This window comes from Phytobacter sp. V69 (assembly GCF_965644215.1).
In the GTDB taxonomy this organism is placed as follows: domain Bacteria; phylum Pseudomonadota; class Gammaproteobacteria; order Enterobacterales; family Enterobacteriaceae; genus Phytobacter.
This window is the reverse complement of the sequence record NZ_CBFFRL010000095.1, coordinates 1-18,252: the sequence shown is the minus strand read 5'-3', so window position 1 is coordinate 18,252 and position 18,252 is coordinate 1. Positions and strand designations below refer to the sequence as shown.

15 protein-coding genes are annotated in these 18,252 nt (G+C 54.2%); 4 read left to right on the top strand and 11 right to left on the bottom strand.

What is annotated here, in order from left to right; all coding sequences use genetic code 11:
• Positions 1–112: 112 nt before the first annotated feature.
• A complete protein-coding gene (gene rplY / locus ACSZPU_RS14510; protein WP_499000003.1) occupies positions 113–397 on the bottom strand; it encodes a 50S ribosomal protein L25 in 285 nt (94 codons plus the stop codon).
• A 129-nt stretch (positions 398–526) separates the two neighbouring features.
• Positions 527–2,287 (bottom strand): DNA repair helicase RadD, encoded by a 1,761-nt coding sequence (radD, locus tag ACSZPU_RS14505; protein ID WP_499000001.1) that lies wholly within the window; start codon positions 2,285–2,287, stop codon positions 527–529.
• 154 nt (positions 2,288–2,441) lie between these two features.
• On the opposite strand from radD, the gene rsuA reads away from it, so the two are divergent.
• From rsuA to ACSZPU_RS14490, 3 genes are all read left to right on the top strand, one after another.
• A complete protein-coding gene (gene rsuA, locus ACSZPU_RS14500; RefSeq protein WP_498999998.1) occupies positions 2,442–3,149 on the top strand; it encodes a 16S rRNA pseudouridine(516) synthase RsuA in 708 nt (235 codons plus the stop codon).
• Positions 3,150–3,165: 16 nt separating this feature from the next.
• Positions 3,166–4,359, top strand: coding sequence for a Bcr/CflA family multidrug efflux MFS transporter (locus tag ACSZPU_RS14495; RefSeq protein ID WP_498999995.1), 1,194 nt, complete (start codon positions 3,166–3,168; stop codon positions 4,357–4,359).
• Between the two features lie 335 nt (positions 4,360–4,694).
• Entirely contained in the window at positions 4,695–5,039 is a 345-nt protein-coding gene (locus ACSZPU_RS14490; protein ID WP_498999992.1) for a YejG family protein, read from the top strand.
• 3 nt (positions 5,040–5,042) lie between these two features.
• Here the strand turns inward: ACSZPU_RS14490 and yejF are convergent, their stop codons facing one another.
• From yejF to ACSZPU_RS14445, 9 genes are all read right to left on the bottom strand, one after another.
• Entirely contained in the window at positions 5,043–6,632 is a 1,590-nt protein-coding gene (yejF, locus tag ACSZPU_RS14485; RefSeq protein ID WP_498999990.1) for a microcin C ABC transporter ATP-binding protein YejF, read from the bottom strand.
• Between the two features lies 1 nt (position 6,633).
• The gene (locus ACSZPU_RS14480) at positions 6,634–7,659 is read right to left on the bottom strand and encodes a microcin C ABC transporter permease (RefSeq protein ID WP_498999987.1); all 1,026 of its coding nucleotides are present in this window, start codon (positions 7,657–7,659) and stop codon (positions 6,634–6,636) included.
• A complete protein-coding gene (locus ACSZPU_RS14475; protein WP_498999984.1) occupies positions 7,659–8,759 on the bottom strand; it encodes a microcin C ABC transporter permease YejB in 1,101 nt (366 codons plus the stop codon). Before ACSZPU_RS14475 ends, ACSZPU_RS14480 begins: the two co-directional genes overlap by 1 nt.
• Positions 8,760–8,768: 9 nt before the next feature.
• A complete protein-coding gene (locus ACSZPU_RS14470; RefSeq protein WP_498999982.1) occupies positions 8,769–10,577 on the bottom strand; it encodes an extracellular solute-binding protein in 1,809 nt (602 codons plus the stop codon).
• Between the two features lie 95 nt (positions 10,578–10,672).
• Positions 10,673–12,229: a cyclic di-3',5'-guanosine monophosphate phosphodiesterase PdeN gene (gene pdeN, locus ACSZPU_RS14465; RefSeq protein WP_498999980.1), complete on the bottom strand. Its 1,557-nt coding sequence runs from the start codon at positions 12,227–12,229 to the stop codon at positions 10,673–10,675.
• Positions 12,230–12,422: 193 nt separating this feature from the next.
• On the bottom strand, positions 12,423–12,986 hold the full coding sequence (gene mepS / locus ACSZPU_RS14460) for a bifunctional murein DD-endopeptidase/murein LD-carboxypeptidase (protein ID WP_498999977.1): 564 nt from the start codon (positions 12,984–12,986) through the stop codon (positions 12,423–12,425).
• 434 nt (positions 12,987–13,420) lie between these two features.
• Positions 13,421–14,113: a phosphatase PAP2 family protein gene (locus tag ACSZPU_RS14455; protein WP_498999974.1), complete on the bottom strand. Its 693-nt coding sequence runs from the start codon at positions 14,111–14,113 to the stop codon at positions 13,421–13,423.
• 42 nt (positions 14,114–14,155) lie between these two features.
• Positions 14,156–15,133 carry a CobW family GTP-binding protein gene (locus tag ACSZPU_RS14450; protein ID WP_498999972.1) on the bottom strand — a complete coding sequence of 326 codons (978 nt, stop codon included), beginning with the start codon at positions 15,131–15,133 and terminating at the stop codon, positions 14,156–14,158.
• Positions 15,134–15,248: 115 nt separating this feature from the next.
• On the bottom strand, positions 15,249–16,715 hold the full coding sequence (locus ACSZPU_RS14445; protein WP_498999969.1) for a mannitol dehydrogenase family protein: 1,467 nt from the start codon (positions 16,713–16,715) through the stop codon (positions 15,249–15,251).
• A gap of 203 nt (positions 16,716–16,918) precedes the next feature.
• Here ACSZPU_RS14445 and uxuA point away from each other — a divergent pair, with 203 nt between their 5' ends.
• Positions 16,919–18,109: a mannonate dehydratase gene (gene uxuA, locus ACSZPU_RS14440; protein ID WP_498999966.1), complete on the top strand. Its 1,191-nt coding sequence runs from the start codon at positions 16,919–16,921 to the stop codon at positions 18,107–18,109.
• Positions 18,110–18,252 lie beyond the last annotated feature (143 nt).

Genomic DNA, 18,252 nt, shown 5'->3' with positions numbered 1-18,252 from the left:
GAGTAGCATTATTGGCAGAGCCAACTTATTGCTGACCACCTCCATAGGAGGTGGTGTTCATGCAAATATAAAAAAACCCCGCATAGCGGGGTTTTTCTCAACTTGTCAGCGATTACGCGCGAACGAAGTCGATGTGAGACAGTTTCGGTTTGTAAGCGTGACGCTGTACAGCCTGAACTTTCACTTTTACTTCTTTGCCTTCGATAACCAGAGTCTGAACTTCGTTGTAGAATTCAGCTTTAGACTGGATGTTCCACAGCTGGTCGTGGTCCAGTTCGATAGCAACCGGAGCTTCTTTCCCACCGTAAACGATAGCCGGGAATTTGTTAGCTGCGCGCAGGCGGCGGCTCGCACCCTTACCCTGCTCTTTACGTACTTCTGCGTTGATAGTAGACATTTAAAACTCTCTTAAATAGTTCCTGCTACAGGCGACCCAGCAACAGGCAAGTGATCTGCTTTGCGGATGCAAAAGCGGGCGGGATTATACCCGCATCCCCCCTCTGTTACAAGCCGCACGGGCATGAACTTAGCCGCGTAACTCGTTGGCGCGGCGATAGCGTCCTTCATAATCAAACACTTTTTCCCGCACCTGCCAGAACTGGCCTTTTTTGCGCGCCACGACAAAGTCCGGGTGGCGTAACAGCGCCTGCTGGGCGAGGATATCGGCGGCAACGATCCAGCGTAGCGGCACGCCGGGCGTACGGGTGTGCGGGCGAATAAAGAGCTGCTCAAAGGCGGTGCGCTGGGCAGGCGTTTGCAGACGGTAGCGTTCGCTGACATCGGCCCCGTCTTCATCGTAATAGGTGATTTTCAGCCATTCGCCTTTGTCATCCGCACCGTGCTGTAAGTCCATTCCGCTACAGCGCAGGACCAGCGCATCTTTGAGTTTCAGCGCCGCTTTAAGCATATCGTCCGGATCGACCAGAATGGTGTCGCAGGTGCGGCAGCGGCGGGCGGCAATGTCATTTTCCGCATTACACTGTGGGCAGTTTTTAAAGCGGAAACGGAAGTCGCACTGTTCCCGCTGGCCGTCATCGTCCTCAAACCAGCCCTGACAACGGCGGCCAAAATGTTCGATTAAGGTGCCGTCCGCTGTGGTTTTCCCCCAGAAGGTATTGGCGAAGCCGCAGGTCGGGCAAAACACCTGCACCGGTACGTTATCGCTTTTGCCTTTCGGCGCACCCACTTCCGGCGCGTAGAGATCGTGCGGATTTCCGGCGTAGTCGAGGATCAGGCAATCAGTCTTGCCTGGAGACAAGCGCAGGCCGCGGCCGACGATTTGCTGATACAGGCTGACGGACTCCGTCGGGCGCAGGATGGCAATCAGATCGACATGCGGGGCGTCGAAGCCGGTAGTGAGCACTGACACATTAACCAGATAGCGAAAGCGCTGCGCTTTAAAGGCGTCAATCAGCTCATCGCGCTGTGGGCCGGGCGTTTCTCCCGTAATCAGCGCCGCTGCGCCCGCAGGCAGCAGCCCGGTAATTTCATGGGCATGTTCGACGGTCGCGGTGAAAATCATCACCCCTTTGCGCGTTGCGGAGAATTCAACAATCTGGCTGATGATATGTGGCGTGATGCGTTGCTGTTTTTTCAGCTCACGGTTCATATCCGCTTCGCTGAACAGGCCATTACTCTGCGCCTGCAGGCGGCTGAAATCGTACTGCACGACAGGCATATCCAGCCGCTCCGGCGGTGTCAGATAGCCATGCTTGATCATATAGCGCAGCGGCAGCTCATAAATGCAGTCGCGGAACAGCGCTTTTTCATCGCCACGCACCATGCCGTGATAGTGAAAACGGTAGATCCAGCCTTTCCCCAGACGAAACGGGGTGGCGGTCAGTCCCAGCAGGCGCACACGGGGATTCACTTTGCGCAGGTGCTGTAAAATTTGCTGATACTGGCTTTCGTCATCATCGCTGATGCGGTGACACTCATCGACGATCAATAAGGAGAACTCGCCCTGAAAATGGTCGAGATTGCGCGCGACGGATTGCACGCTGCCAAAGACCACTTTGCCCTCACTTTGTTTGCTCTTCAGCCCGGCGGCATAAATGTCTGCCTCCCGGCCCAGGGCGAGATACTTGGCGTGGTTTTGCGCCACCAGTTCTTTGACGTGTGCGAGTACCAACACACGCCCGCGTGCGACTCTGGCCAGTTCAGCAATCACCAGGCTTTTGCCCGCCCCCGTGGGCAACACAATCACGGCGGGTTCATCGTGGTGGCGGAAGTGGGTGAGGGTGGCGTCTACTGCCTCGCGTTGATAAGGGCGTAAGGTAAAAGTCATGGTCTTCGTGGTGTGACAACATCGTGTCACAAGTATGCCACGAATCTTTCCCTTGAGCGGTGTAGAATGACCGCTATACTGACAGGCGTAAATCACCTGAATCTTCTTAAGGACGAAAGTCCTGCTTCCAGCACCATACAGGCAAAACAATTTCATGCGACTTGATAAGTTTATCGCTCAGCAACTCGGCGTAAGCCGTGCTATTGCCGGGCGTCAAATCCGCGCCAGCCACGTTACGGTAGACGGCGACGTTGTCAGAGACACTGCGTTCAAATTACGCCCGGAACACCAGGTGGAATATGAAGGGAACGCGTTGGTTCAGCAGACCGGCCCACGCTATTTCATGTTGAACAAACCGCAGGGTTATGTCTGCTCGACGGACGATCCCGATCATCCGACCGTGCTGTTTTTCCTCGATGAACCCGTTGCTTACCAGCTGCATGCCGCAGGGCGTCTGGATATTGACACCACCGGTCTGGTACTGATGACCGACGACGGGCAATGGTCGCACCGCATTACCTCTCCGCGCCATCACTGCGAGAAAACCTATCTGGTTGAGCTGGAATCTCCGGTCTCTGACGATACCGCCGAGCAGTTTGCCAAAGGTGTGCAACTGCATAACGAGAAAGACCTCACCCGCCCGGCACAGTTGGAAGTCATTACCCCGACCCGGGTGCGTCTGACCATCAGCGAAGGCCGCTATCATCAGGTGAAACGGATGTTCGCCGCCGTAGGCAACCACGTTGTCGGGCTGCACCGTGAGCGCATCGGCGCTATCGCCCTGGATGAAGATATGGCCGAGGGGGATTACCGCCCACTGACAGAAGAAGAGATTGCCAGCGTCGGTTTACCCGCGCGCTAACTTACAGGAGTTTGTCGTGACCACCAGGCCACACTCATCACTGAGCATTGTGTTTATTCTTGGCCTGCTGGCCATGTTGATGCCGTTATCTATCGATATGTACCTGCCCGCGCTTCCGGTGATTGCCGGGCAGTTTGGCGTACCGGCGGGTAGCGCGCAAATGACGCTGAGTACCTACATTCTGGGCTTTGCGTTGGGGCAGCTGATTTATGGCCCCATGGCGGACAGCATCGGGCGCAAGCCCGTTATTCTGGGCGGTACGCTGATTTTTGCCGCGGCGGCCGTGGCCTGCGCGCTGGCACAAAGTATCGACCAGCTGATCACCATGCGTTTCTTTCACGGGCTTGCGGCCGCCGCAGCCAGCGTGGTGATTAACGCCCTGATGCGTGATATGTACCCGCGTGAAGAGTTCTCGCGGATGATGTCATTTGTCATGCTGGTCACCACCATTGCACCGCTGTTGGCCCCGATGATTGGCGGCGCGGTGCTGATTTGGTTTAGCTGGCATGCGATCTTCTGGATCCTGGCAGTCGCGGCCTTACTGGCCTCGGCGATGATTGCGTTCTTCATTCGCGAAACGCTCCCGCCGGAGCGTCGGCAGCCGTTCCATCTGCGCACGACCGTCGGCAACTTTGCCTCCCTGTTTCGCCATAAACGCGTGCTTAGCTATATGCTGGTGAGCGGCTTTAGTTTTGCCGGGATGTTCTCTTTTCTGAGCGCCGGGCCGTTTGTCTATATCGAAATCAACCATGTTTCGCCGCAGGATTTTGGCTACTACTTCGCGCTGAACATCGTGTTCTTATTCCTGATGACCATTATTAACGGGCGCTTTGTCCGTCGCATTGGCGCGCTGAACATGTTCCGTAGCGGGCTGTGGGTTCAGTTTGTCATGGCGCTGTGGATGGTTGTTACGGCACTGCTCGGCGTGGGCTTCTGGTCGCTGGTGGTGGGCGTGGCCGCTTTCGTTGGCTGTGTCTCGCTGGTGTCGTCAAACGCGATGGCGGTCATTCTCGATGAATTTCCCCATATGGCAGGGACCGCATCGTCTCTGGCCGGTACGTTCCGCTTTGGTATTGGCGCGATTGTCGGCGCGTTGCTTTCGATGTCGACCTTTAATTCCGCATGGCCAATGATTTGGTCGATCACCTTCTGCGCAACGAGTTCTATCCTCTTCTACCTCTACGCCAGCCGCGGCAAAAAGCAGGCGTAACCTCTCAACAAAAGGGAGCAAAAATGCTCCCTTTTTTGATGCATATCAACCAAACTTGACATACATTCGGACATGTTTGTTTATTTTATGTAAAATCCGTTTATGTAAAAAGTCACGTCATTGTAGTAAAATAGGTTGAGTTAGATCTCATAAACGGGTACATATAGCCGAAAAAGGGACGGTGGTTCGTCCATAAAAACCTGATAAATGAACCGCTAACCCGCACACAACGTGGCGTTTTACGTTTTATGTGTGGCTGACAAGACGATTTGTCAATAATGTGTTATCTAAATGTGAAATATTTGTAAGTTATTTGTGCTTCCGGGGACAAAAAAGTGAATACATTACAACTCTCCATCATCCACCGTTTGCCCCAGTGCTATCGCTGGCTTGACGGTTTTGCAGGTGCCAAAGTTGAACCGATTCCGCAACATGACGATGATGCGGAAGGGAGTCTTGTGGCGCTTAAGTTATTGAGTCCGGACGGCGACAGCGCCTGGCCGGTGATGCACAAGCTAAGTCAGGCACTGAGCGACATCGAGGTGGATTGTTCCGTCGTGGAATGCGAAGGTGAACCGTGTTTGTTCGTGAATTGCCAGGATGAGTTTGCAGCGACCTGTCGCCTGAAAAACTTTGGCGTCGCGATCGCTGAAACCTTTACCAGTCAAAATCCTTTCTGAGCGTCAGCTTAATGATAAAAGCTGGCGCGTGTAGTCCTGCTGCGGCGCGCTAAACACGCGGTGGCATTCTCCCTGCTCCACAACCTCTCCCTGTTTCAGCACAAGCACCTGATGGCATAACGCGCGTACCACCTGCAAATCGTGGCTGATAAAGATATAGGCCAGTCGGTGCGTTTTCTGCAGCGATTTCAGTAAGGCGAGGATCTGCGCCTGTACCGTGCGATCAAGCGAAGAGGTCGGTTCATCCAGAATGATCAGCTCCGGTTTCAGAATTAACGCTCGGGCGATCGCAATGCGCTGGCGTTGGCCGCCGGAAAACTCGCCGGGAAAACGCCTGCGGGTTTCTGGATCCAGCCCAACCTCGTGCATCACCCTGATAACCTCAACTTCCCGCGCCTCACGCGTTAACGTCGGCTGATGCACCAGTAATCCCTCTTCAATAATTTGCTGAACGTTCAGCCGTGGGTTAAGTGAAGAGTTCGGGTCCTGGAACACCACCTGAATACGGTAACGCACCGGCAGCATCTGTTTGCGGTTCCATGCGTGCAGAGGTCTGTCGCCAAAAGTGATGGTGCCCTGTGAGGCAATCAGGCGCAGCAGCGCCAGCCCGGTGGTGCTCTTACCGGAACCCGACTCACCAACCAGCCCCAGCGTTTCCCCCGGGCGCAGGGTAAAGCTGATGTTATTCACCACCCGGTTTTCACCGACAACGCGTTTAAACAGACCTTTGCGGATCGGAAAACTGACGCCGAGATTCTCGACGCGCAGCAGGGGAGGCGTGTCCGGGGTCAGTGCGACCGGGTCACCCGCGGGTTCGCTGTTCAGCAGGCGCTGGGTGTAAGGATGCTGAGGTGCTGCAAACAGGGCGCTGGCGCTGTTTTGCTCGACGCACTGGCCGTTTTGCATCACCGCAACGTTGTCTGCCAGCTTGCGCACGATACTCAGGTTGTGGGTGATAAACAGCAGTCCCATGTTCAGTTCCTGGCGCAGTTCGCGCAGCAGCGTCAGGATTTGCGCCTGTACTGTCACATCCAGTGCGGTGGTGGGTTCGTCGGCAATCAGCAGCTCCGGGCGGGTGAGCAGCGCCATGGCAATCATCACGCGCTGGCGTTCGCCACCGGAAAGCTGGTGGGGGAAATCTCCCAGACGCTGGCGGGCATTGCGAATACCAACACGATCAAGGCAGGTCAGGATCTCCGCACGGGCGGCCTCCCGGCGCATTCCCCGGTGCAAAGATAAAACCTCATAGAGCTGTTTTTCCACGCTATGCAGCGGGTTAAGCGACACCATTGGTTCCTGAAAAATCATCGCGATTTTATTGCCGCGCACCTGGCGTAAATTTTTTTCGCTGGCGTGCAGCAAACTTTCGCCATGGAAAAAGATATCACCCTGCGGATAGACCGCAGGCGGCGTTGGCAGCAGACGGAGGATCGACAATGCGCTGACGCTTTTGCCCGAACCAGACTCACCCACCAGCGCCAGCGTCTCGCCCGCTTCAATTTGCAGCGACAGTGAATCCACCACCGTGCGCTGCGTCTCCTGCTGGCGAAAGGCGATAGACAAGGAATCAATGCGTAACAGAGGAGAGCTCATCTTATACCGCCTTGTTGGGATCGAAGGCGTCGCGTACCGCTTCACCAATAAAAATTAACAGCGATAGCAAAACCGCGACGGATAAGAATGCCGCGATACCCAGCCAGGGCGCCTGCAGGTTGTTTTTCCCCTGCAGCAACAATTCACCGAGCGACGGCGAACCGAGCGGCAAACCAAAGCCGAGGAAATCCAGCGAGGTGAGGGTGGAAATCGAGCTGCACAAAATAAACGGCAGAAAGGTCAGGGTGGCGACCATCGCATTGGGTAGCATATGGCGCAGCATAATGCTGCGATCGTTGACCCCCAGCGCCTGTGCCGCGCGGATATAGTCAAAGTTTCGCGTGCGCAGAAATTCGGCGCGCACCACGCCAACCAGACTCATCCAGCCGAACAGTACCGTAATGGCCAGCAGCCACCAGAAACCTGGCTGTACTACGCTTGAGAGCAGAATGATCAGGAACAGCGTTGGCATGCCAGACCAAACCTCAATAAAGCGCTGGCCCCACAGGTCGATTTTCCCGCCGTAATAACCCTGTAGCGCACCTGCAAACACGCCGATGACGCAGGAGCAGAGCGTCAGCATCAGGCCGAATAAGAGCGAGATACGCGTACCGTAGAGGATACGCGCCAGCACATCACCGCCGTTAGCGTCGGTGCCCAGCCAGTTTTGTTTCGAGGGCGGCGACGGGAAAGGCTGGGTGGTGGAGTAGTTAATACTGCGCGCGCCAAAGCGGATCGGTGTCTGAATCATCCAGCCATGCCGATCGATTTGCTGCTGCAGCCAGGGGTCCTGGTAATCCGCCGGGGTGGCAAACGGGCCGCCAAATTCGCTCTCGCTGTAGTTAAAAATCACCGGCGCGTACCACTGTCCCTGATAACGCATCAGCAGCGGTTTGTCGTTGGCAATCAGCTCAGCACAGAGGCTGAACACAAAGACCAACAGAAAAATCCACAGCGACCAATAGCCGCGACGATTATGGCGAAAGCGCGCCCAGCGAGTCTGGTTGACGTAGCTTAATTGAAACATCAGCGTCCCTCGAAATCGATGCGTGGGTCGACCAGCGTATAGCTGATGTCACTGAGAATATTCAGCAACAGGCCGATAAGCGTGAAAATATAAAGCGTGCCGAACATCACTGGATAATCGCGTGAAACGGTGGCCTCGTAGCCCAAAAGCCCCAGCCCGTTCAGTGAGAAGATCACTTCTATCAGCAGTGAGCCGGTAAAAAACATGCTGATAAACGTGGCCGGGAAGCCCGCGATCACCAGCAGCATGGCGTTACGAAATACGTGCTTACGCATGATGTTGCCTTCGCTGACGCCTTTTGCGCGCGCGGTCACCACGTACTGCTTTCTGATCTCATCCATAAAGGAGTTTTTGGTCAGCATGGTCAGCGCCGCAAAGCCGCCGATTACGGTGGCCAGCACGGGCAGGGTGATATGCCACAGGTAATCGGTGATTTTGCCGTACCAGGGCAGGGTATCGAAGTTAGACGAAACCAGACCGCGCAGCGGGAAGACATCGTAGTAGCTACCGCCCGCCAAAAAGACGATCAACAGGATGGCGAACAGAAACGCAGGGATCGCATAGCCGATAATGATAAAGGCGCTGCTCCAGACGTCGAACCGGCTGCCGTTGTACACCGCTTTGCGGATCCCAAGGGGAATCGACACAAGGTAGATGATCAGCGTCCCCCACAGTCCAAGGGTGACGGAAACCGGCAGGCTCTCTTTGATCAACTGCAGCACCGACGCACTGCGGAACAGGCTGTCGCCAAAATCAAAACGCGCATAATCCCAGAGCATTTTGAAATAACGCTCATGAATAGGTTTATCGAAGCCGTAGCGTTTGGTGATTTCGGCAATCACTTCCGGATCCAGCCCGCGCCCGCCGCGATAGTGGCTATCGTTGCTGGTGGCGCTGCCGACACCGGTACGGGCGTGCGTGGCAGCGCCGCCTTCGGCCGCGCTGCCCGGCAAGCCGCTCTGGTTGCCAAACTCAATCGCCGCAATGGCTTGATCGACCGGCCCGCCCGGGGCAATCTGCACAATGAAAAAGTTAATGGTGATAATCGCCCACAAGGTGGGAATGATCAGCAATAAGCGTCGAATAAAATAGGCGCCCATTCTGTCTCCTTAGCGTCTGTCTGCGGGCAGTTTTGCCGCTTTGTTCACGTCATACCACCAGGTATCAAAACCGAGTGAATAGACGGGGCGAATGCCTGGCATCGAGAACTTGTCCCAGTAGGCCACCTGATCGGCTGCCATGTACCACATTGGCAACATGTAATAATTCCACGTCAGCACCCGGTCGAGCGCCCGTCCGAGCGGCAGCAGTTTTTTCTTATCCCCTTGTGCCTGGATAATTTGCGCGATCAGTTTATCCAGTACCGGGCTTTTTACCCCCGGCGAGTTATAGGTAGAATCAATGTATTGCGAGCTCCACGAAATTTGCAGGTCGGAACTGGGCCACGGCATCGCGCGCCAGACGCGCGGCATCATGTCGTAATCGCGGGTGCGCAGGCGATTGGTGATTTGCGAGTTATCGACCTGACGGACTTCCATCGTAATGCCCAGACGCGCCAGGTTGTGCTGAAACGGCAGCACCCACTGGTTGTTCCCGCCGGAAGGCAGCAACATCTCGAAAACGAAGGGTTTACCGGTCTGGGCGTTCACCAGCTTCTGGTTTTTCATCTCCCAGCCTGCCTGCTTGAGCAGCTCATTGGCTTTCAGCAGGTTCTCCCGGTCATAACCGTCACCTTTGGACACTGCCGGGGTATAAATAGAGGTAAATACTTCGGGCGGCAAGTCTGCTTTCATCGGCGCCAGCAGTGTTAGCTCGGCGGCATCCGGGTAATTGCGTGCGGCATATTCGGTGTTCTGGAAATAGCTGTTGGTGCGGCTGTAGGCGTTATAAAACAGCGCCTTGTTCATCCACTCGAAATCAAAGGCCAGCGAAATGGCTTCACGTACCCGGCGATCGCTAAATACCGGACGTTGAATATTGAATGCCAGCCAGCGGGTATCCTGCGCGGAGGTATTTGGCTGCTCGTCTTTGATGATATAGCCGCGATCAAAATTACTCCCCATATAGCGCGTCGCCCAGTTTTTCGCGCTGCCCTCGGTGCGCATATCGAACGCGCCTGCTTTAAAGGCCTCAAAGGCGACGTTGTCATCCAGGTAATAGTCGTAGCGAATGCTGTCGAAATTCCAGCGACCTCGGTTGACCGGCAGCGTTGCGCCCCAGTAGTCCTTCACGCGCGAATAGGTGACGTACTGCCCCATTCGCCAGCTGGTGATGCGATAAGGGCCACTGCCGAGCGGAGGAGACGAGAGCGGGTCGCTGAGCTTATGATCTTTCCAGAATTTCTCGGGCATCACCGGCAGGGAGAAGAGGCTGAGCATGTTCTCTTTGCCCGGTTCGCCCCGCTCCATGCGCACGGTTAACGGGGAAATTGCTTTTACCGTGGTGCCTTTATAGACGAGACGGAACTGGGGGACGCCTTCGGTCATAAACTTGTTAAAGGTAAATGCCACGTCGCTGGCGCGAATCGGCGAGCCGTCGTGGAAGGTAGCGCGCGGGTTGATCGAGACTTCGACCCATGAGTAATCGTCGGCATAGCGGGCCATTTCAGCAATCAGCGGATAGTAGCTGCCAGGCTCATCGTCGGAGGTGGTAAACAGGCTGTCGTAGAGCGACTCGGTGCGCACAGCGGCGTTTCCACGTAGGGCGAAACGGTTGAAGCTATCAAAGGTGCCAAGGTACGAAAGTGTGATATTGCCGCCTTTGGGGGCAGCAGGGTTCACATAGTCAAAATGTGAAAAGTTAATCGCATATTTAGGCTCGCCAATAACGGCAAACGCATAATTTTCTTTAATGGTTTGAGCATGGGTAACCGTGCCCACAAGCAGCAAACTTAAAATAAACAGGCGCACAAACTTCATCGGGCGGGATCCTTTACCTGTGGCGCGCCGGGCGCACCAACGTCTTCTTATTGAATAATAAGGGAGGGTACGCCCGTTGTGAAATAATTAACGGCTTAAAGTAGCGATGAAAACTGCGGGGGATGCCACATTGTGAATTGCTCAAGGGTCATCGGACGGCTGAAATAGTAGCCCTGCATGAAATGCACGCCATGTTCCCGCAGCCAGCGAGCCTGCTCCGGGGTTTCAACCCCTTCCGCCACGGTGGTCATATTCAGCCGTTTCGCCAGCATCAGCACGGCGTCCAGCACCGGAGACGTGACGGTTTCGGTGCCAATGGCATTTACAAAGCCACGGTCGATTTTGAGATAATCCATGGTGAAGCGTTCAAGATAGATAAGCGCACTGTGGCCGGTACCAAAATCGTCAATCGCAATTTCATAGCCTTCGTCATGCAGCCACTGGAATAATTTCACCGCTTCACTCTGGCGCAGCATATCCCGCTCGGTAATTTCCAGCACCAGGCGGAAATAGTCATCCGGAAGTGAATGGGTAAACTGGCGAATATCGTCAGCAAAGCTTTCAACATGCAAATGGCCTGGCGAAATATTAATGCCCAGTTTCGCCCCCTGTGGTAGTAGCGTTTGCAGTACCGGTGCGTCGTGGGCGATAAGCTTAAACAGATGCAGCGTTAGGGGCACGATAAGCTGCTGCGCCTCGGCATACTGGATAAAGGCATCCGGCGGGATCTCCCCGGCGGTGGGGTGTTTCCAGCGCATTAAGACTTCAACGCCGCGCACGCGCAGCTCGGCGGAATCCACCACCGGCTGGTACACAACATAAAACTGATTTCGTTTCATTGCGGTCAGGATTTCTTTACCCGGACGCATTCTTATATACAGGCACCAGCCCGTCAGTAAACCCGCGAGTGTGCCCACCATACCGCCGAACAGCAAGGCAAACTGCACATCTTCCGGTTTCCAGGTCTCGGTATAGAGATTCACGGTCAGCGGAAAGCCAGCAAGATGCGCTGTGCGAAACGGCGTGGCTTTCAGAGTGTTGAGATCAACCAGCCCTGTTGAAAAGGTCGAAATCGCGTTGTGGCCAATGCCGAGGGTAATGCCGGTCAATTCTTGTTGCTGGGAGGTGTAGAGCAGGAAAGGGGTGAGGTTCACATTCAACGACGCAAACACGCCGCGATCGTCAAGCAAGGGGCTGCGGAACCACATCGCAATCGCGGGTTTATCCGGCATCATTGGCGTACCGGGTAAAATGACCATATCGAAGTCTTTATTCAGATCGATTTCTGGCAGCAGCTCTTTCATCGGTACGTGCATCACGCCCGTCGCGGAAGAACAAAACGCGTTATCGTCTTTGACCAATAAAAACGCACGTACATTCATGCTAAAGGCAGCGCGTGAGGTCAGCTCACTGGAGACGTCGGCGCACTCGTTTAGCGTCAGCGGCTGCAGCGCTTCGGCGGTGGTTCTAATGTCGTTAAAATAATCCGTAAGCCAGTGCTGCATGCCGACGAGTACGGCATACATCTTTTGTTCGTGTTTTTTCTGGACGATGAGAAACTGAATCCCACCGACGACAATAGCCGAGAAGAGACCGGCCAGAATACTAAGTAGCAGAATTTTTCGACTGGCGGAAAAGTTGCGGGTCAACATCACTTATATCCATATCCGGCAAGTTTGAGCGAAAAAGCCAGGTGATTGATCTGCCTGATTTCCTGGAATATAGCCTGGAATGTCTCATGAGACATATAAATATGCATGAAAAACGGGCATAAAAAAACACCGCCGAAGCAGTGTTCTTTTTTTCGTTTCGCGCCAGCCAAGGGATAACCGGCGAAAACAGGCGTTAGCTGCGGGACAGGACGCGTCGCGCTTCGTTGTAGCGTTTCTTCCAGTACGGTTCGTCCATGCTGGAAATCACCACACCACTGCTTGTGGAAGCATGAACAAACTGGTTATTGCCAATGTAGATGCCTACGTGTCGGCCAGTTGACCCTGCTCTGAACAACACCAGGTCACCGGTACGCAAACTGGTGCGTGACACGGACTTACCCATTTCCTGCTGTTCATAAGTAGAACGCGGTAATTCTAAACCAAACTGCTCACGGAAAGTGCGCTGGACGAAGCCGGAGCAATCAATACCTTTCTTGGTGTCGCCGCCTAAGCGATAACGTACACCTTTCCAGTCAGCATATTGATCGAGGATGCGATTTTTCACATCCAGATTACGCACCATCTTTTCAAATTCATCCTGAGAGGCTTGCAGTGAAGAGGTATCTTCGCCCACAGCATGCGTCTCAGAATGCATGTTCTTCGCGGTATTTGTTGAACAAGCTGATAACAGAACCGCCACTGCTACCGCGGGAATCGCCCGCAAGATATATCTCAAAATCGGCTGAGATCTGACCATGTTAATTGTTTTCCCTTGAAGTCCTTAACGATAAATATCGTTATAAAAAATGCCAACGCAGCGAGATTAATTAGCTGTACGCAAGGAGACAATTGCCTATGGTCAAATCTGTGGGTTACCGCACAAATTTATTCACAATGAGAATAATTGCTCTTTTGCTCAAAGCAGACCCGAGATTACCCTATCGTTTCCGGCATTGCGAGTGCTTTTCTGTGATTTTTTATAAGAAATAATGATACAGAAAGTTAATTATCAGAAATGGCGAAAAAAGCGGCAGCTTGGGTTAAAAATCATGCAAATCGCTAATTTCCATGATGATTATTATGACAGGGTGATGACAGTAATTGAGAAGTTTTGGAAAATTTGCATCAGGGATCGAAAACGATCCCTGATGGTTACGGCGAATTGATGTTATTAAATTGTTTTAAAGTTGTTTATTTACCCGGTAAGTGGCGATTAAATACGCTAATTATTTTGTCGCTAAGCGGCGTCATCAGGCACCACGGCAGGCCAATCAGCGCCACGGAAAGGGATCCAACGGCAATATCGGTAAACCAGTGAGCGCCGATCATTACGCGCGGGAAAGCAAAAACCACGAATATAATCAGGGCAATGCCGAACGCCTTTTTGCCGAAATAACGCAACATGATTGAAGAAAAAATAAGCAACATCATGCCGTGATCGCCGGGGAAACTGTCTTTTGAGGCATCCTTGGTCGGGAAATTCAATAATTCACTTACCCGATGAATGCCGCTGAAAAATAGCGTTGGGCTTTCGCGTTTAACGGGAATAAGTAATTGCGCCAGTTGATTAATAACCACCGCGAACAACAACATGGTCAGGCCGATAATGAGGATACGTCGACGTCCGGCGTGGTCTTCACGCAACCAGAACGACAGCATCAGGCAGCCCATTGCAATGAGTGAGCAGGCGTCAAAGGCGCGATTGTTGGTCAGCGCGACCAGCCACAGGAACGCACGGCTCTCAACGAGACCGTTATTGAAGAAGTGGAAAATTGCCGCGTCAAGCGGAAACCAGAGTCCATGATTGACCGGTAAGTACCAGGACATGAACAGCGCAAAACCAACGACATTAAGCAATAAAATAAGCGGTAAACGAGTCTTCATCTTTAACCATTTCTAAACAACACGGGTAAAACAGTAGTGCCCTTAACCTAAACGAAGCTTCAACAAACTGGCCTGCAGGGCATTCCAGTCCGCTTCGGAGACCGTAATCAATTCAATGCGGCTATCCGGCGGCGCGACGCTTAGCGTCTCAATATGCAGGTCCAGACCCTGGCGATTAATACGCACCAGTCCTTCAGGAATGCGCATCACGCCCTTGACGCGTTCCACTGGCGCAAGGCGCGCCCATTCAAGCAAACCGATGGTGTCAAACTGCGTATCCGCATCAAAAATCCAACCGCACGCCTGGTGGCCCTGGCCGCTGTTCAGGCTGCGCCGCCAGCGTTGATGCGCAGGCAAACTTAACGCTGCCAGACCTTTTCTTTCACCGGTGTGGTGGTGATGTTCAGCGCTGGTGGGTAGCTCGCGCAGGTTACGGCGTGGGTTATCCAGCAGTGATACGGGAAGGTTGCCCTGGGTGGCGTTGATGCGCAGGCGGTCATCGCCATGTTGCTGCCACCATGCGTCCAGCGCCTGCATGCTCTCGGCGCTGGCGCGGTCTTCTTTATTGGCGACGATGATGTCAGCTGCCGCCAGCTGATCGCGGAAGTTTTCATTGCCGGTCACTTTCTCATCCAGCAACTGGCGCGGATCGATAAGACACAGGGTGGCGCGCAGATCGATCCACGGTTCGTAGACTGGGGCGGTGAGCATATCGAGAATTTGTTTGGGATGACCCAGCCCTGTCGGCTCAATCAGTAAGCGATCGGGCTTGCCCTGACGCAGCAGCGTGTTGAGGCCAACCTGCATCGGCAGGCCGTTCACACAGCACATGCAGCCGCCGGGGATCTCTTTTAACAATGCGCCGCTGTCTGCCAGCAATGTGCCGTCAATCCCCACTTCGCCCAACTCATTGACCAGGACGGCCCATTTCTCGTTGGGATCTTTATTTGCCAGCATATGGAGAATTGACGTGGTCTTTCCACTGCCAAGAAAGCCGGTAATCAGATTGGTTTTCGTCACGTCTGCTCCAGAATCACGCACAAGAATAAGTGCGGTAATCCTGACGAAAATCGACGCAAAAGAGAAGGGCAGGAGCGGAGAAAGCACTTTCCGCTCCTTTTAATGGCAGAAATTGTTAAATCGGCAGGGCGTTACGTACCGCCTGGTGCGCACCCTGTGAACGCAACTGTTGCCATGCGGTTTCTATCGCATCCACGAAGCGCGGATCGGCGGGTAAATCGGTGCCGAAAATTTCGCTGAGCGCGAGCAAGGCTCTGACGCGCTCAGCCTCACTGCTGGTGTCGACAATCGCGCGAATCTTATCTGCCAGCGGGTCACGCACATCAATGGCCTCGTCCGCATCGTCTGTTCCACTGACATAGCGCATCCAGCCCGCCACGCCGAGCGCCAGCAGCGGCCAGTGGCTTTCACGCTGCAGATGCACGCGAATGCTATCCAGCATGCGCTGCGGCAGCTTTTGGCTGCCGTCCATCGCTATCTGCCAGGTACGGTGTTTAAGTGCCGGGTTAGAGAAACGGGCAATCAGGTTGTCCGCATAAGCGTTAAGATCCACGCCGGTGATGCTCAGGGTGGGGGCCTGCTCGCCCAGCATCAACTGACGCGCGGCGCGGCGAAAAACGTCATCCTGCATACAGTCACTGATATGGGCGAAGCCGGCCAGATACCCCAGGTATGCCAGGAACGAGTGGCTGCCGTTCAGCATACGCAGCTTCATCTGTTCCCACGGGCGCACGTCTTCTACCAGTTGCACACCTGCGACTTCCCATTGCGGACGACCAGCAACAAAGTTGTCTTCAATGACCCATTGAATATAGGGCTCGCAGCTGATGGCGCAGGGATCGGCGACCCCCAGTTCAGCAGCGATTTCTGCCAGCGATTCGTCGGTAGCGGCGGGCACGATGCGGTCAACCATGGTTGACGGGAAGCTGACGTGTGCGTCAATCCACTGGGCCAGCTCGGCGGAACGGGTCTGCGCCATGCCCAGCACCGCGTTTTTCACGATGTGGCCATTATCCGGAATGTTGTCGCAAGACAGGACGGTAAAAGCGGGCAGTCCGCGTTCACGACGGCGGGAAAGTGCCTCGACCAGAATACCCGGCGCGGAGTGCGGCTCGCCGGGTTCCTGCAGATCATGGGCAATGCGCGGCTGGGTGAGGTCCAGTTTGCCGGTTGCCGGATCGATGCAATAGCCTTTCTCGGTGATGGTCAGCGAGACGATGGCCACCTGCGGTTCGCAAAACTTTTCAATAATGGCGGCCAGTGAATCCAGTTTGGCATTCATGCATTCGTTAACCGCGCCAATAATATATGCCTGATTACCCTCAGCCCCTTTCTCCAGCACGGTGTACAGATGATCCTGCGCGCGCAGTTGGGCCATAAGCTGGTCGCCGCTGAACAGGCTGATTTCACATATGCCCCAGTCGCCACCCTGCGCGTTCAGCACACGGTCGGTCAGCAGTGCCTGATGCGCACGGTGAAAGGCACCAAAACCGAAGTGGACAATACGCGAACGCAGTGACGAGCGATCATACTGAGGTAACTGCACCGTGTCCGGCAGCGTTACGGAGGCAATTGTTTGCATTGAAATACACCTATTTAACCATTAATTAACAATATGCAGTGTAAAGTTATATGACAGAAAATTGAATTGGTGTGCCTGAAATATCCGGGTAATGTGAGCTGGATCAATCATTGTTAAGGCTGCGTTTGACCCTCTCCGTTAAACATGTATGGTAGTCGTCATGATCTCTGCTGTATTGGTATAACAACTTTGAGGGTAAGGCGATGGAACAAACCTGGCGTTGGTACGGACCGAACGATCCGGTTTCATTAGATGACGTGCGTCAGGCTGGCGCAACGGGTGTCGTGACGGCACTGCACCATATTCCAAACGGTCAGGTCTGGCCGGTTGACGAAATCAAGCAGCGTCAGGCGTTGCTGGCTGAAAAAGGGCTGACCTGGTCAGTGGTTGAAAGTATCCCTGTGCATGAAGATATTAAAACGCACAGCGGTCAGTATGACACCTGGATTGCCAACTATCAGCAAAGTATCCGTAACCTGGCGACCTGTGGCATCGACACCGTGTGCTACAACTTTATGCCGATCCTCGACTGGACGCGTACCGATCTGGAATATGAATTGCCGGACGGTTCCAAAGCCCTGCGTTTCGATCAGATTGCCTTTGCCGCTTTTGAGCTGTATATCCTCAAACGCGAAGGCGCGCAGGCAGATTACAGTGAAGAAGAGCAGCAGCAGGCGCAGGCGTATTTCGAAGCCATGAGCGCAGCGGAAATTGAAAAACTGACGCGCAATATTATTGCTGGCCTGCCGGGTGCCGAAGAGGGTTACACGCTGGATCAGTTCCGTGCGCGTCTGGCGGAATACGACGGCATTAACAAAGATCAGCTGCGCGAAAACATGGCGTACTTCCTGCGCGCGATTGTGGCTGTGGCAGAAGAAGTGGGCGTGCGCCTGGCGGTGCACCCGGACGATCCGCCACGCCCGATCCTCGGCTTGCCGCGCATCGTCTCTACCATTGAAGATATGCACTGGCTGAAAGGCGCGGTCAACAGCATCAACAACGGTTTCACCATGTGCACAGGCTCGTATGGCGTGCGTGCAGATAACGATCTGGTGAACATGATTGAGACCTTCGGCGACCGTATTCACTTCACGCACCTGCGTTCTACCTGCCGTGAAGACAACCCGAAAACCTTCCATGAAGCTGCGCATTTGCAGGGCAATGTGGATATGGTCTCGGTTGTGGCGGCGATTCTGGGTGAAGAACAACGTCGTAAGAAAGCGGGCGATCTGCGTCCTATTCCGTTCCGTCCGGACCACGGGCACCAGATGCTGGATGACCTGCGTAAGAAAACCAACCCGGGCTACTCCGCGATTGGTCGTCTGAAAGGGATGGCGGAAGTGCGTGGTGTGGAACTGGCGCTTAAGAAAACGCTGTTCCGCGACCTGCTGTAATCCGTTTCCCTCACGCTGAAATAAAAAAAGGACAGTTTTCACTGTCCTTTTTTACTTTACAGGCGGGCTTAGATAGTGTCGTCACAAGATTTTAGCCCAGAGAGCGATGCATCTGATCTGGACGGCAGCGAGAAATGAGGCCG

Excerpts from the sequence above, each read along its gene's own strand:
- rplY (WP_499000003.1), bottom strand. The coding sequence starts at position 397 with ATGTCTACTATCAACGCAGAAGTACGTAAAGAGCAGGGTAAGGGTGCG.
- radD (WP_499000001.1), bottom strand. The coding sequence starts at position 2,287 with ATGACTTTTACCTTACGCCCTTATCAACGCGAGGCAGTAGACGCCACC.
- rsuA (WP_498999998.1), top strand. The coding sequence starts at position 2,442 with ATGCGACTTGATAAGTTTATCGCTCAGCAACTCGGCGTAAGCCGTGCT.
- yejF (WP_498999990.1), bottom strand. The coding sequence starts at position 6,632 with ATGAGCTCTCCTCTGTTACGCATTGATTCCTTGTCTATCGCCTTTCGC.
- ACSZPU_RS14480 (WP_498999987.1), bottom strand. The coding sequence starts at position 7,659 with ATGTTTCAATTAAGCTACGTCAACCAGACTCGCTGGGCGCGCTTTCGC.
- ACSZPU_RS14475 (WP_498999984.1), bottom strand. The coding sequence starts at position 8,759 with ATGGGCGCCTATTTTATTCGACGCTTATTGCTGATCATTCCCACCTTG.
- ACSZPU_RS14470 (WP_498999982.1), bottom strand. The coding sequence starts at position 10,577 with ATGAAGTTTGTGCGCCTGTTTATTTTAAGTTTGCTGCTTGTGGGCACG.
- pdeN (WP_498999980.1), bottom strand. The coding sequence starts at position 12,229 with ATGTTGACCCGCAACTTTTCCGCCAGTCGAAAAATTCTGCTACTTAGT.
- mepS (WP_498999977.1), bottom strand. The coding sequence starts at position 12,986 with ATGGTCAGATCTCAGCCGATTTTGAGATATATCTTGCGGGCGATTCCC.
- ACSZPU_RS14455 (WP_498999974.1), bottom strand. The coding sequence starts at position 14,113 with ATGAAGACTCGTTTACCGCTTATTTTATTGCTTAATGTCGTTGGTTTT.
- ACSZPU_RS14445 (WP_498999969.1), bottom strand. The coding sequence starts at position 16,715 with ATGCAAACAATTGCCTCCGTAACGCTGCCGGACACGGTGCAGTTACCT.
- uxuA (WP_498999966.1), top strand. The coding sequence starts at position 16,919 with ATGGAACAAACCTGGCGTTGGTACGGACCGAACGATCCGGTTTCATTA.